The following is a 13,780-nucleotide window of genomic DNA, read 5'->3' as shown; positions in this document are numbered from 1 at the left end:
TGGCCCACCCAATACCATCACCCCCGCTTTACCCATCCCCCTAAAGCGGGGGTGCTAGTTTCGGCAGAAACTAAAAAAAATCGAGATTTATTTTGTAGTTTGCATACTTAATCGTATATTTGCACACGAAAGATAACTCAACAGCATAAAAAAATGAGTGAAGACATAAAAGACATAGAAACTAAATGCCAAACTGCCAGCGAACCCGCTGCAGAATTAGCTACTCAGCATCATGACGGTGTGCATTATGTACACGACGAGATTGATGATCTGAATTGGGATAGCATACCCGTATTCGGAGCTAAGAACATTGACGAAGCTAAAGCCAGAATTAATCAGGCATGGGAGGATCGCAACGATCCCAGTAAATGGGCAACGTCGGAACAGATGTGGAACCGCCTTTCGAAAAAACACCCATGGCTAAGATAATCTGGCACGAAAATGTGCTGATTCTGCTTGATAAGCACATTAACTATGCATACTTAGAATTCGGAAAATCAACAGCCTTACGTTGGAAAACAGAAATAGCCGCTTTTGAAGAGCGTGTAAAGTTATTCCCCGAATCATATCCCCCCGAAGAACTGTTGGCCAACGAATCGGTATTGTATCGTCGTAGACATCTTATGAATCGCCGTTTTAAACTTATTCATTACTACGACGAAGCAGCAGACACAGTACATGTAGTTGATATCTGGGACGTAAGGATGAACCCCGAAACGCTTATTTTAAGAATAAAATAACATCCCCACTAATACTAACCCCGCTTTACTATCATGGTAAAGCGGGGATTGTGTTATTTTTAGGTCTATATATTAAAAAATTGTCGTTACTACAAATAAATGTAGTAAATTTTTGGTAATACAAATTATTGTACTAACTTTGGAAAAAATTCTTGCTTTTCTTTGTATAAAGGCAGTCTAGGGGATTGAGGAAAAACTGGGTTACGAATTGGAGACCGTACTCAATTCCACATTTTGCTATGATTTGCATCAAAGAACACCCGACGGTGAGCCACCAGCCGTACTATGGCTCATCATCGGGTGCAAAGGTAATCATTCTTCTCGAAAGAATCAAATCTATTCACATCTTTTTCTTTCGAGTTTGCTCAACGCTCTTGAACTAACTGCGGCATCTTTTGTGGCACCAGCCAGAAAAGTGCGTATTAGGCTACGTCCTATTACCATAATAATTTGTCGAATACAGAACTTTTAATTCTATTATATCTTGCACCTTCATGAATTATGCTATTACAAAGGGCGTTCTTTACAATTCTCATTCAAAAGGAGTGTAAAAATCTTCTATTATTTGTCTAGAAGAATCAGATATAGTCGGTGGCTCTGCAAACTGTTTCATAATAAACCCCAAGTAATTGAGATAGAAATGGGCGTGTTGCTTGTTGTGCCTGTCCTTTACCACCTTGATTCTCATCTTTCCTTTTATATCTATACCCTCTTCACTGACATAGCCAAAAGAGTCGCAGTTCAAGAATCCGATAACCATATCGCTATATTCGTCTAATTGACACCAAGACAAGTCTTGGAGGCAAGGTTGTTGATCGTCAATACCATAACGCGTTCCTATCACATCTATCATAAGTACAATAGCAATATATAACCTGCTGACTAACGCTTTTAGTTTGCATACTGCATTATCCTTAATGGCTTCATTGTCGATATATATATAAAATACTTTTACACCACTCTTGGCATACAAACAGCATTGCTCGCAAATATCATCAATAGACAAACGCTCGTTTGGGTACAAATATACTGGCGATGTTTGCACTTTTTGCTTGTTTTCATCCATCCATTGTTTCCATTCATGCGGTTCACCTAACATTTCATATTCAAGCATCCGATTAGGTAGCGTACTACAACGATAACATAATAGTCTGCGAGCGATAATCTCTGGAGTTTCCCTTGTGCAAAAGTAAGCAGACGAGTTGCCATTATCAACAGCCTGATAACTCATAATACGAATGGCTGCATTCATTTTGTCATCACCAGGATATCCCAGCAATGTTACAAGTTCACCCATCCCAAAGCCTTCAATCTGCTTGTCTAATTCGGCAATGCCCGTTGCAATGATGTCTTTGCCAGTAGTCTCACGATATCCGCCCATCACTTTACTTATATGAGTATTTTCTATTTCCATGGGCTTTAAAAAGGCAAATCACCTCCGTCATCACCATTCTCTTGAAATGGGAAAGATTCATTATTTGGATAGAATGGTAAATCAGCTTTCGCAGGCTGTACTGGCTGTGGAATCTGCTGCCCTCGTATCACATTATATGCCCTAAAGTCATTATACCATTTAGCGTTATACTCTCTGGCATCGATATCGAATTGAACAGTCAGGTCTTCACCCATTTGGATATTCAACTGCTTAATCCTATCCTCACCAAACACTGTAAATGCACAATGCCTTGGATATTGCCCTGGCACTTCTATAACATACTCTTGCATCATCCATGGGTTACCCGTCTTTGATGATGTACCACTTTTTGCCTCTTGTACGACAATTATTCTTCCAGTTAATTCCATATTCTATCTGATTAATCTTCCCAACACAAAACACCTTGATTTTCAAGTTCACCACCACATTCTGGGCAACCATCAGAAGGCTTCCATTCAATCGTATGGGTACTTCCGCATTTTGTGCAGGTTCCTGGTTCCACGTAAACAACTCCCATATCATAACATCGACCGAAGACTTTCTTGCAATCAAGACATTTGAAATAGACTACGAAACTATCCATATTAACATCACCTCCCTCTGCAGGGGCTGTTATTGCCCATCCGCATTTTTTGCATACAAAATCAAAATACGCTGCCATATTGTTCTACTATTTAATGTTTTGTTGCGGCAAAGATACTACAAATAATAGAAGCCACCAAGCGTTTTTTATTTGCAAGGCTTGCAAATCATATAGATTTTAGGAAGCTTACATATATTCTATTCGTACACCTCGATCGTACATATAGAAATTGCATTCTACGATTTGCTGATTTTGATAGTGTATAGTTATACCATAGCAACTATTATCTACTTCTTGCCATCCGAAAGGTGACATAGCTTTTATAGGGAAGCCACGCAGTTCTACAATTTCAGTTGTTTTTCTAATTAACCTCATTGGCTTATCAGACATGTTTGGCCGTCCAGTATCATTATTGAAAATTCTTACGATATATCCGTCACCAGGGTTTATCATATAACCTTCACAGCCATCTGTATTCTTCAACACACTGATGATTCTGATGCAGTTTTGGATTCCCATCACGGGTATTTCACATTCATAGCGTTGATGCCTTGTTGATACAAATGTTATCTCCTCCAGAGCCTGATCGCCCACTTTTGTTTTCAATCTCTCAATTGGTTTTGCATAAGGTCTCTTAGTTTCGACAAAATCGCGGTATACAAATCTAGAATATCTTGATAATGTATCTCCAACATCGATATATTTTTCATCCTTAGTGAATTTAATGGTTGTGAAATCATTTACCCAATATTCCCCAATCAGATTAAATTCGCATCTCTTTTCATCGATTACATGGCCTAGTGCAGGAAGAAATATATGATGACCATTTGGACCAGTAATTTTGTAACCATTCAAGCCAATCAACGTTCCCCATTCCCAAATACACTTATCAAAAAGTTCTTTCCATTCAGCTAACGAAGGTAAGCCTATAGCGCCATCATGTGCTATGGCGTTTTGGTCAGCTTTACTATTATAGTAAGCCAGAAAAGATTCGGTCATGGTATGCTTGTTCTTATAGCCGCGAATTTTTAGCCTGCTTTGATCAACTTGAAATCTATCCCCATTTACTTTCGACTCTATTAATATACCTTCCAGTTCTATACTAAACAAAGCAGATGCGCCATCCTCTGCATCAATACTATGCCTAACAACACCCTGCAAGGTGGTAAACTGCATAGGTTTACACTGGCCGTGAAGAGCAACGAAAGCACTTAGCGTCATTTCCGACGTAGTCCACTCTCTATTCCTTTCATCTTCAAAATTTGCATATCTTTGTGCCCATTTGAAATCGCAGGGTACACCCGTGTCAGAACTCGTTTCTGCACGCAAATTCATCTTACACCATAGGCAGGAAAGGCCTAAATCTTCGTAATAATAAGAGACTACACTCATATAACTCTAAATTATTTTACCATCCAGTTGTTACATTTTCATCCTCAATTTCTATCTTTGTAGATAGTTCCTCAAAGTCAAGAAATGCTTTCATTCCTTTTTTCAAATCTTCAGGAATGCCAGGTAGTCCTATTCGTTCTCTACAAATCTTGAAGATTTTTTCATTCGTCAGAGTTATGCATTTTATGTGAGCACGAGTAATAGCCACATTCAATCTGTTAGGGCTATAGAAGAAATCCAGACGATCTTCAACTTCTTCAGGATTGCAGTTGGCTAGGCTGAAGAAGATATAATCCTTTTCCTGTCCCTGCATTCTTTCAACAGTATCAACAAAAATAGAATCCAGATTATCTTCATTCAAAACATTCTTTTCAACAAGAGCCCTTTTTATTTCACGTATTTGTGCTCGATATGGACTAATAATACCAATATGATCAAGATTGACACCATTATAAAGCAAATCCAGAACCATATCGGCAATCATCTCTGCTTCAAAGGGAGAACGTCCCAATGCACCAAAGTCATGATGAATGATTAGCAACTCATTTGAGGAATGATTTATTATTTCCGGATGACTTCTGCATAAAAAGTCTTTAAAATCATCTTTGATAGGGCAACATGAACTAATCTTACCAGCATAAAACAACTGATTTGGTATATCTATCAAGTTTTTATTTAGTCTATATGACTGGTTTAATAGGACGACTTGATCAGGATACAAATCTACCATTCTCTTAAAAACGCTGGATCCAAATAACCAATTATCCGTATTTTTAGGTATGATAGGATCAAGTTGCATATGGTCGCCTACAAATATAACCTTCTTTCCGGATGTCATAGCAGCCAGCGCTAAAGGCATACTTACTTGAGCAGCCTCATCAATAATAATATAATCAAAGTTCCAAGCCTCTAACTTTTTTGCAGCAGGAAAACACAAAGCAAAAGGAGTGGCACCAATGACAAAGCCCATTTGGCTGAAATTATTATTCCCCACATAACTATAATATGATAATCTTGTCTTCCTTGTGATCCATGGATTATCAAGAATTTCGGCAGCTTGATATTTCTCGCCAATCTTGACGATTTTTGATTTATCTTTTAGATCCTTTGCAACAGCAATCAAGCAATTATTTATGGCTGTGTGTGTTGGCCCTGTAATAAACACTTTTAGTCCTTGCTCTACTAATTTTGCACACAACTTCGCTATTGTGTATGTCTTTCCTGTTCCCGGAGGGCCTTGAATAATACTGAAATGAGAGCAACCTAAGGCCTTTCTTACTGCTGTATTTTGTGAATCATTTAAATCTCCTCTGGAGAATGAAAGAGAATCGTAACCGTTATAAAGATTCCCATTAAGCATCATTTCCATTTTCTTTGCCAATTCTGGATTGTCATATAAACGTTGCCATGATGCTTTAAGCAATCTCTGGGTTATATTTTGGTTTACAGCATTCAGCTCCCACCCAGATTTGGGATAGTTGGTGCTATCTAAAATATTGTTTTTAACATCAAAGTCGCCAGAATGCAAAATGAAATCATCAATCTTATCTGTTTCCAGTTCCATCTTAAAATTAAGATTTCCATTGCTGAACATAAGGGCGGTTCCTTCTCTATACCTAGAGCAATTATTTTTGCAATGAATATAAATTCTATCTATAAATTTTTGATTACCAAAAACCGGTGGGCAGAAACTATTTGGCATCCCATCATAAAAGTCGATCTTGCTAATTGAGAGATTTGTCAAGGTGTGACCCTTGGCAACTCGTTCAGCTAATGGCTTTGCTACCATTTCCGAATAATCTTCATCTTGTCTTTTTTGCTGAAGGTCAATAGCATTTGATAAATTCTGAATTAGTTCCATATTTTCTTATTTTAGCATTCTGTCATGTATTTCTATTATCTCTTTGACTTCTTTCTCTCTATAATTAGAAAGTTTAATAGTGAAATAGTTATCGTATGTTGGATATAAAACAACTAATATCATGGATGATATTGTCATGTTATATCTTTTTTCAAGGATATACTTATAAAAACTCTGTTGCATCTCATATTTGTAATAACTGGAATTATCTAAGTGAGACAGAACAGATAAGCCTCTTCCGAACCCATATTTTCTAGGATAGCCATCAATAATCAAATGCTTACTTCTCTTCCAATCAATCATCACATAATCTCCATTGGACTTTTTAAAAAGAGCATCAACGGTTCCTGCAATATTATGTTCAGGCAATTCAATTACTTTTTCAGCATCAGCAAAAGTAAGTTTCTGAGGGATTATACGATCATCATAAAACCTCTTGAACATCTGCAATTCTAGAGAACTGCCATCATAACTCTTTCCTTTGAGGCATTTCTCAATCTCTGCATGCATTGTTGTTCCTCTTTCTGATGGCTCTCGTAGTTCTTTTTCAATTTCCTCTCTTGTTTTCCCAGTATCTTGCATTTTCTTTACGATATATGCATCAACATCAAAATGAGGAAAGAATTCTTCTATGAGTGTTGTAACTGAAATATAGTCCGAGTTGCCACTAGGATCCTTCTTGGGATAATAGGTGTGATTTCTATCGTCAAATTGAATCTGATTTTTATTATTACTCTTTGGCTTCGTTAAATTTTCGTGTATTGAGGGTCTTGACAAATTGGTCTCAATCTTATCTGATTTATCCAAACAGATGACCTTAAGATTACGAATAATCTTCTCAAATGATTGTATTCCTAAATAATTTTCACGATATAGATTCCTTTCCCAAATGATGGCCTGAACAGAATCCCATTTTTCTTCATGAACAACACTATTGGACATCTTGGCATTGTGCACATTATCTCGCAATGAGTCAACGATATACCTGATTGTCGATACACAACCCGTTGGATTTGTGTGGATTTGATGCTCTGAAAACCGTATGACTACCCAACCGCTATCAATAAAGAACTGGTCTCTAATTCTATCTGTACCATTTGAAATATGAGTTGGTGTCCTTGAATATCCATCGTAAGGCTCATCGATTTCGACGTCAATATATAAGTTTAAGCCTTTATCGTATAATACAAAATCAGGTTCGTACGGTAAAGTTCTTCCTAATATGGACAAATGTTTATCAACACTAATGGATATAGGCAAATCGGCTTTTTGAAGTTCATTGAGAAAATCCTTTTCTTTATATCCCCTCGCATCTGATCTTCCTTCACGTGGTAGTTTCAAGTATGAGTTTTTCTGAGGCATTAATACAATGGGGAAGTCCTTCTCATTAACTAATGAATGTATTGGCGAGAAATTAATATTTAAATTATCTGTTTGTTCCGGATTTGGCTTCGAATAATAAACCTTGCAGCCTGTTCCATCTTCTATATAATATGGTGTCTTCTTTTCTGTAGGTTTATTCGCAGTGGTTTTGGGGGTTACAGTTTCCTTTATATTGAGAATGTTCAAAAGTGAGGAACTGGGCCGAAACACAATAGCCGGTCTTGGTAGCGAATACTTGATGTCTCCAGTTCTAATGTTCTTATATCTTCTTCCTTTCTTTTCTTTGACAATAAAAGAACCTATTTGGGGCAGAGAAGATTTCTTGCTATCAACAAGTTCTTCTTTAATTAAAGACAAAATTTTGTTTAAAACAGTTTTCGCCTTTTTCTGAGAGATATTCGCTGATTCTGCAATATACTCCGATAATTTTTTTTTGTTCACTTTTCTGTTTTCTTCTCTCATATGTCATCAGATTATAACCAAATTACATTATTCCCACCAATTGATACTATAAATGTTTCTCCCTTGGAACCAGTTGGGATGAAAGATTTCGGAGACAAATTGATATTTGCAAAAGCTTTATCAAAAGCTTCGCGTATACGAGATATCTTCTCATTTGCAGAATTATTAGTAGGATCAATTAAATCGTCGATACTTTTATCAAGAGAGGTGCGATTTGAGAGGCGACGATACCACAAGAGTAATTCCTCACGATAATCGATAAGATGCTTTAAGGGAAAACCCTCAGGATGATTGAGGAATACGAAATATAGGGCCTTGGGCAAGGCTGGCATTTTGACTTCTGAAATTGGTGTTCCGTCATCATACTTCAGGTATATGCGATACTTCTCATCGATCTCCATCATAACTTCCCTTCCCTTTATCTTTGCCTGATAGCTATCACGTTCCTCAACGTCAGTAGGAACAAGCCTCTTGTCTTCAGGACACCAAGGCTGTGGTTTCTCCCCATTAGCTCCTATCGTCTTGGGCGCTTCGCCTTTGTAACAGTATTGGCTATCAAGCTCTGGCGCATGATACTCTATGGCAATATGCTTAGGGCGTTCCTCATAAGGGAATTGAAGTAATGCTTCACATGATTTGTAATTAGTGAGCAGATTAGTGGCGTCTTTATCTTTCAGAAGTCTTTCATAACGTTCTTTCTGCTTCATCGCATGCCCTAATGTATAGAGAGCCGAATGACAACAGTTGGCTTCAATGAACATCACGCCGTAATTCATGAAGGCGTAAAAACTATGAAACTCCTTAATGGCACGACGATAGAAATATGCAGCTTTCTCGTAGTCAATGGCTGACATCGTGCCATACTGATAGGAGATAGCAGCAAGCAGCATTCCCATCTCGCAGCCCTTTTCTGCACCTTTCTCTATCCACTCCCATCCATCAGTAACATATCCTTTTCTGCACATCATCTGACCATAGCCTACCATACACTCTGGGCTACCCCCAATTGCTCCAAGTCTGTAACGGAAGATGCTTTCATCTGGATCTTTAGCAAGTGCTGCTTGCATCGAATAGGCTCCATTCATACCAAAAACATCTGATAGGTAAACCAAGTTTTCAATTAGGAGCTGGCAGACTAATTCATTCTCCTCTTTGAGGAACCATTTAGGATCAAAGGGATTCAAATGCTCTATTGCACCAGGGAAATCTTCAAAATCCTCAGTGCCTATCTGACCCATAGGATCAAGTATTTCCTTTTCGATAGGGGTTTGGTCTATTGGATAGAACCACGTAATAAAACTTGGCCCCAATCTATAAAAGGTGTATGTGATATTCTGGTCATTAGAATTCATGAGTGCAAATATACATACTTTTTTTGATAATAGCAAGTTTTATATAAAAAAGTCTCATTTGCAAGGCTTGTTAATCATGGAAATAATCTTATACTTGCCACATTAGGTAAACTTTCATTCAAAATGTTAGCAATACCACAATTCGTTTCTATAGAAGGGTGTAGCCTAATACGCACTTTTCTGTGGAGTGCCACATAAAGATGCATGTCTGCTTTCTGATGAGCAAGCTCGACAGACATTTTAATCGTATCCGTCGTGCTGCTGAGAATATCTAAAACTCCCGCTCAATCACACTAACCCCGCTTTACTATCATGGTAGAGCGGGGTTAGTGTTAGGGTAAAAGGGGATGCGCGGAGGCGCTGAAGGGGGGGGGATTGGGTGTTGCAAATATGCGGCGTTTTTTTATCTGCAACACAATTGCAACACCTATTTGCAATACAAAGACGAGTGCATATGCGTCTGATTAACAAATAGATAGATTTCTAGAATGACTCTCTGTTGCGGTGTTGCAATTAAAATCTAAAAAACAGGGTATATATAGTATTCTAAAAATGAGTATGAAGATAGTATATTTGCTATTGCAACTGCAATATTTGCAACACCCCATAAAAAAGCCCGCCCCAAACGGGGCAGGCCTGAAACAAAAAAGCACAAAAACAGTACCGTTAGAATATGATGACCTGCTCTTCGGACTCGGATCCTCTCTGCGCTCTCTCGGCTAGTTTAGCCTCATATTCCTCAGTCGACTGCACATAGTAAAAGTACGAAAGCACTCCATCGGCGCGGCGCAGAATGCGTTCGCCATCCTTAGGTTTACCAGTAATCGATGCGGGATTAAGGCAATGGATGTGCGAGGCATAATCGCAGTAGGCTTTGAGGCGCTTGGTAAACACGTTCTTGGATACACGATATGTTATCTCGCGACTAAAGTTGGCATACATCTCGTCTTGCTTAATTTCGCGATCGAGATTGCCACCATCAGGCGCAAAATACACCTCGGCCCACTCCTCGAAATCCTTACCCACAGCGGCACGCTCAGCACGGTGCTCAACCTGCTGCATTGGTGGCATTATCTTGCGCTCAGCTGCGGGCAACGACAGGTAAAGCTTTACGCACTGCATGAGGAAAGCGATATCGGCCTGCCAGTCGTTCTCGGGATATTCTGAGCCCATCAGGTTGCAACCAAAGTCGTCGCTAATCTTACGTGTTTGCAGATAGTCGTTTTGCTTGGTTTTCTCGTGATAGTAATCGGAGAATATCTGCGGCCAAACACGTCCCATGGTGCTGGGATCGTTCTTGCGGATGGTATAGTTGGTACCAAAGGCAAACTTAGGACTCTTGGAGAATGGAATCTCGAACGGGTGATCGCCTTTGGCCTCGCCACGGAAGGTGCCGGTGATCCTGCCAAAGAAATAATCAAAGTTCAGGGCCTTGTGGCACTCATCTACAATGATAAGATCGGTTTTCTCGCTCACACCATCAAACAAGAATCGGTTCTCGACCACCGACTTTACACGCGCCTCGATGCTAAAAGTGTTAAGCAGTTGGCCTAGTGCCTTGAGATAGAACGACTTGCCACTACGCCCATTGCACTCGTCCTCGGTTTCGCCCATCGTAGAGTCCATACAGAATGTGGCCCATGCAGCCGACTCCGACTTATAGCCATGCAGCAGATAACCGATATTAACCAGCTTGGCCAGCAGGCATTGATTCTCGTCGTTGCGCTCCTGGAGGGTAAGTGATTGATGGCCCTCATCAACCTTGCGCCAGTATAGCCTGGAGGCATTTATCACAAACTGAAACAGTTTGCTAGGTTGATTTTCGGTAATAGCTACCACAAGCTGCCCCTCACTATTCTTATCAACCGTGAACATCGCCGGCATGTTACGATAATCATGCTCCACGATGTTATCGGCCCACACATAACTGTCGCACAGATTAGAGTAGGGATGACGTGTGATGTCACTGCCCGTTACCTCAACCCAACCATTACGGAAATAAAATCGCTGTGATGTGGGTGTGGAATTATTAAAGTCGAGGTTGTCGCACTCTATTAGATGGCTCACGCTGTTTGTTGGCAAATCGTGGCTGCGCAGCAGTCGATTCTGTAATGCCTCGTCTAATCCCTCGCGCTGCGCCTGAGTGAACAGGAAGTTGGTAATCGTTTTGGCCATCACGCGCGTAACCTTAATACCATCTATATGAATGTAAACGGGGTCCTTGTGCGCGTCGTCCTTCAACGTGTAGTAGCCGTTAAGTGCCAGATAATAGTTAAGCCGGGCAGCTGAGATGGAATAGGAGATGTTGCCATCTTTATCGTGGCGCTCTATCCAATACTGTGCACATTGGGCACGACTAATCAGGCGTCGCATAGCAGCACGATGGGGATTAAGCTGGATATAATCCTTCAGGTCCTTGCGATAGCGACCACGGTTGTCGTGCAGTAGGTGCATGTCGCTGGCAGTCATCCAAGCGGTATGAATTGTGGGCAGGCTAAGTGCCAGTCGGCGACCAGCCTTTATGCCGGTGTCATCGATGTCGGGGATGTTAACCACGCGCTTGGCGTATTTCATTAGCAACTTCAGATCGGACTCCTGCAGTGTCTCGGTCTCGCTGCTCAGCCATACGGGCTGATAGCCCATGCTTAAGCAGTTTGCGGCATCGCTGCCACCCGAAACTATCACCACCACGTCGAGCTTAACTTCGCCACGTTCCTCGTACTTGCGGCGCAGGGCTGCCAGTCCGAAGAGATAGTGCTGGGGCTTATGCCCGATGATACTGAAACGGAACGACTTGTTGAAGTTCTTGGGTTCGTAAACCTTGATAAACGACTGCATATTGCCATCGTCATCCTGATACATGCATACCTGCGCATATATAGGATAAGTATCGGTAGGTTTCTTAATGGTGGTAGTGCCATCGCTGGTACGGGTAATGGTCGCCACTGTATTCCAATCCAATTCCATGAGGTGCTCGGCCTTTACACAAGGTCCCCAAACACTCAGGTCGGCAGCAGTAAAACCATCGCCATAGGTAACTCTAACGGGCTTGCCAATTTCGCAGGGCAGGGCGGGGCGCTTAATCACCTCGGGCTTGTTAGCACCCTGCTTCAGTTCGTCCTGTACACCATACTGCTCGGCCAACTCCTGAACAGCTATTGCAAACTGGGCTTGCGTGTAGCCGCGATCCCACATGTACAGGTCGATAGGCGAGAAGTAACCTTCGCCTTCGCCCATGCCAAAGTCCTTTACGTGCCAGTAGGCGACGTTTCCTGTAGGCGGATAAACACAAGCCGAAGGGGTGTGCTCGTTGCTACGCAAACGGAACTTACGCTTGTTGGCTACTGCATCGACAGCCTCAGGGCATACGTCGAAAATGATGTCGAGACCATTATTGGAATGGTCGTAGATTTTTTCTAATAAATTTTTGTTCATAATTTGTTGTCTGTTTTATTTTTGTGTCTTGCACTACAATCGCCATAGACATTTTTTCAGCGATTTCTAGGGCCCGTGCTCAGGCTTAGATCCCAAACAGCAACAAAGTTACTGAATATTTTCAATATGTACAAGTGTTTGACGTAAAAAAGTTGGCTGATATTACATATAAACAAATATTGTAAACATATGCATAACAGTATTTTGTTATTTGTAACCTATAGTGATACTTTAAATAAAGTTTTAGCAAAAAAAAATATGGCATATTATTTGGTAATTCCGAATATTTTTCGTATCTTTGCAACGTAAAAAGATACTCATTAAACACACAGAATTATGAACAAAACAGTTAGAACACTTCTTAAAGTTGTAGGGTATGTGATTGCTGCGCTGCTGGGTGCTGCCGGTCCACAGCTGATGTAAACAATTTAAAATCTACGTACCATGGAAAACACAAGTTTTAAAACCTCTCAGTATGCCAGTGCCGTGCTGCTCATTGTGAGCAGCATCGGACTGGTGACGTATCAGGTGGTGAGCATCAACGATGTGGCCACCGGACTGCTATTCTACGTGGCACAGGCTTTCCTGTTTGCCGCATCTATCTTCGGACTTAACCACTACGTAAACATCATCAGCAAACGACTACCATCATGAGCACACCACGAGGACTACGTAATTGCAACCCACTTAACATCCGACTTAGCGCGGATAAGTGGAAGGGTATGAAAGCGCAGCAACACGACGGCGACTTCTGCCAGTTTGAGAGTATGGAGTGGGGGTGGCGAGCAGCCTTCAGACTGCTTACGCGCACGTACTATCATAAATACCGGTTGTACAACATACGCGACATCATCCATAAATGGGCACCTACGACCGAAAACAACACACGCGCGTACATCGATCATGTGGCACAGCTATCGGGTATCGGAGCCCTGGAGTGCCTGGGAAATCCATCAGAGCAACCCCTGCGCTGGATAGCCGTCGCCGCAGCCATGGCCATCCACGAAAACGGCACCACAGCCATCGATCCCATGCCCATGCTACAAGGCTGGAATCTCAGTCAAAATAACCTCTAAAAAAGTGGCACGGATATTTGTTCGTGCCATCTTTTTTTTGTACCTTTGCACACGAAAAGAG

12 protein-coding genes are annotated in these 13,780 nt (G+C 40.9%); 4 read left to right on the top strand and 8 right to left on the bottom strand.

All coding sequences use genetic code 11. From position 1 onward, the window contains the following. Nucleotides 1-153 precede the first annotated feature (153 nt). Together BLU97_RS05925 and BLU97_RS05920 are read left to right on the top strand one after the other, a co-directional pair. The gene (locus BLU97_RS05925; RefSeq protein ID WP_074760683.1) at nt 154-429 is read left to right on the top strand and encodes a hypothetical protein; all 276 of its coding nucleotides are present in this window, start codon (nt 154-156) and stop codon (nt 427-429) included. Then, complete coding sequence (locus BLU97_RS05920) at nt 417-740, top strand: type II toxin-antitoxin system RelE/ParE family toxin (RefSeq protein WP_074760682.1); 324 nt, start codon at nt 417-419, stop codon at nt 738-740. The genes BLU97_RS05925 and BLU97_RS05920 overlap by 13 nt, the downstream gene beginning before the upstream one ends. Nucleotides 741-1,272: 532 nt before the next feature. Here BLU97_RS05920 and BLU97_RS05915 read toward each other — a convergent pair. The 8 genes from BLU97_RS05915 to BLU97_RS05880 all read right to left on the bottom strand — a co-directional run bounded on the left by BLU97_RS05915 (nt 1,273) and on the right by BLU97_RS05880 (nt 12,643). Further along, nucleotides 1,273-2,154, bottom strand: a complete 882-nt coding sequence (locus BLU97_RS05915) for a DnaB-like helicase C-terminal domain-containing protein (RefSeq protein WP_074760681.1) — start codon at nt 2,152-2,154, stop codon at nt 1,273-1,275. A 5-nt stretch (nt 2,155-2,159) separates the two neighbouring features. Further along, nucleotides 2,160-2,543 carry a DUF3127 domain-containing protein gene (locus BLU97_RS05910; protein WP_074760680.1) on the bottom strand — a complete coding sequence of 128 codons (384 nt, stop codon included), beginning with the start codon at nt 2,541-2,543 and terminating at the stop codon, nt 2,160-2,162. A gap of 11 nt (nt 2,544-2,554) precedes the next feature. After that, nucleotides 2,555-2,836 (bottom strand): hypothetical protein, encoded by a 282-nt coding sequence (locus BLU97_RS05905; RefSeq protein ID WP_074760679.1) that lies wholly within the window; start codon nt 2,834-2,836, stop codon nt 2,555-2,557. A 108-nt stretch (nt 2,837-2,944) separates the two neighbouring features. Next, nucleotides 2,945-4,150 carry a hypothetical protein gene (locus BLU97_RS15640; protein ID WP_139208862.1) on the bottom strand — a complete coding sequence of 402 codons (1,206 nt, stop codon included), beginning with the start codon at nt 4,148-4,150 and terminating at the stop codon, nt 2,945-2,947. Nucleotides 4,151-4,166: 16 nt separating this feature from the next. After that, a complete protein-coding gene (locus BLU97_RS05895) occupies nt 4,167-6,011 on the bottom strand; it encodes an AAA domain-containing protein (RefSeq protein ID WP_074760678.1) in 1,845 nt (614 codons plus the stop codon). A gap of 6 nt (nt 6,012-6,017) precedes the next feature. Continuing rightward, entirely contained in the window at nt 6,018-7,856 is a 1,839-nt protein-coding gene (locus BLU97_RS05890) for an HU family DNA-binding protein (protein ID WP_074760677.1), read from the bottom strand. An 11-nt stretch (nt 7,857-7,867) separates the two neighbouring features. Beyond that, a complete protein-coding gene (locus tag BLU97_RS05885) occupies nt 7,868-9,094 on the bottom strand; it encodes a sel1 repeat family protein (protein WP_175456311.1) in 1,227 nt (408 codons plus the stop codon). Between the two features lie 780 nt (nt 9,095-9,874). Further along, a complete protein-coding gene (locus BLU97_RS05880) occupies nt 9,875-12,643 on the bottom strand; it encodes a primase-helicase family protein (protein WP_074760675.1) in 2,769 nt (922 codons plus the stop codon). A 444-nt stretch (nt 12,644-13,087) separates the two neighbouring features. Here BLU97_RS05880 and BLU97_RS05875 point away from each other — a divergent pair, with 444 nt between their 5' ends. Both BLU97_RS05875 and BLU97_RS05870 read left to right on the top strand, forming a co-directional pair. Next, nucleotides 13,088-13,297 (top strand): hypothetical protein, encoded by a 210-nt coding sequence (locus BLU97_RS05875; protein ID WP_033150849.1) that lies wholly within the window; start codon nt 13,088-13,090, stop codon nt 13,295-13,297. Nucleotides 13,298-13,365: 68 nt separating this feature from the next. Next, the gene (locus tag BLU97_RS05870; RefSeq protein ID WP_254771670.1) at nt 13,366-13,719 is read left to right on the top strand and encodes a hypothetical protein; all 354 of its coding nucleotides are present in this window, start codon (nt 13,366-13,368) and stop codon (nt 13,717-13,719) included. The last annotated feature ends 61 nt before the right edge of the window (nt 13,720-13,780 follow it).

Source organism: Xylanibacter ruminicola, assembly GCF_900107775.1.
In the GTDB taxonomy this organism is placed as follows: domain Bacteria; phylum Bacteroidota; class Bacteroidia; order Bacteroidales; family Bacteroidaceae; genus Prevotella; species Prevotella ruminicola_C.
This window is presented reverse-complemented; position numbering and strand designations above follow the sequence as displayed.

Bases quoted from the DNA above. Each gene is read 5' to 3' on its own strand.
- BLU97_RS05925 (WP_074760683.1), top strand. From the start codon at position 154: ATGAGTGAAGACATAAAAGACATAGAAACTAAATGCCAAACTGCCAGC.
- BLU97_RS05920 (WP_074760682.1), top strand. From the start codon at position 417: ATGGCTAAGATAATCTGGCACGAAAATGTGCTGATTCTGCTTGATAAG.
- BLU97_RS05915 (WP_074760681.1), bottom strand. From the start codon at position 2,154: ATGGAAATAGAAAATACTCATATAAGTAAAGTGATGGGCGGATATCGT.
- BLU97_RS05910 (WP_074760680.1), bottom strand. From the start codon at position 2,543: ATGGAATTAACTGGAAGAATAATTGTCGTACAAGAGGCAAAAAGTGGT.
- BLU97_RS05905 (WP_074760679.1), bottom strand. From the start codon at position 2,836: ATGGCAGCGTATTTTGATTTTGTATGCAAAAAATGCGGATGGGCAATA.
- BLU97_RS15640 (WP_139208862.1), bottom strand. From the start codon at position 4,150: ATGAGTGTAGTCTCTTATTATTACGAAGATTTAGGCCTTTCCTGCCTA.
- BLU97_RS05895 (WP_074760678.1), bottom strand. From the start codon at position 6,011: ATGGAACTAATTCAGAATTTATCAAATGCTATTGACCTTCAGCAAAAA.
- BLU97_RS05890 (WP_074760677.1), bottom strand. From the start codon at position 7,856: ATGAGAGAAGAAAACAGAAAAGTGAACAAAAAAAAATTATCGGAGTAT.
- BLU97_RS05885 (WP_175456311.1), bottom strand. From the start codon at position 9,094: ATGGGTCAGATAGGCACTGAGGATTTTGAAGATTTCCCTGGTGCAATA.
- BLU97_RS05880 (WP_074760675.1), bottom strand. From the start codon at position 12,643: ATGAACAAAAATTTATTAGAAAAAATCTACGACCATTCCAATAATGGT.
- BLU97_RS05875 (WP_033150849.1), top strand. From the start codon at position 13,088: ATGGAAAACACAAGTTTTAAAACCTCTCAGTATGCCAGTGCCGTGCTG.
- BLU97_RS05870 (WP_254771670.1), top strand. From the start codon at position 13,366: ATGAAAGCGCAGCAACACGACGGCGACTTCTGCCAGTTTGAGAGTATG.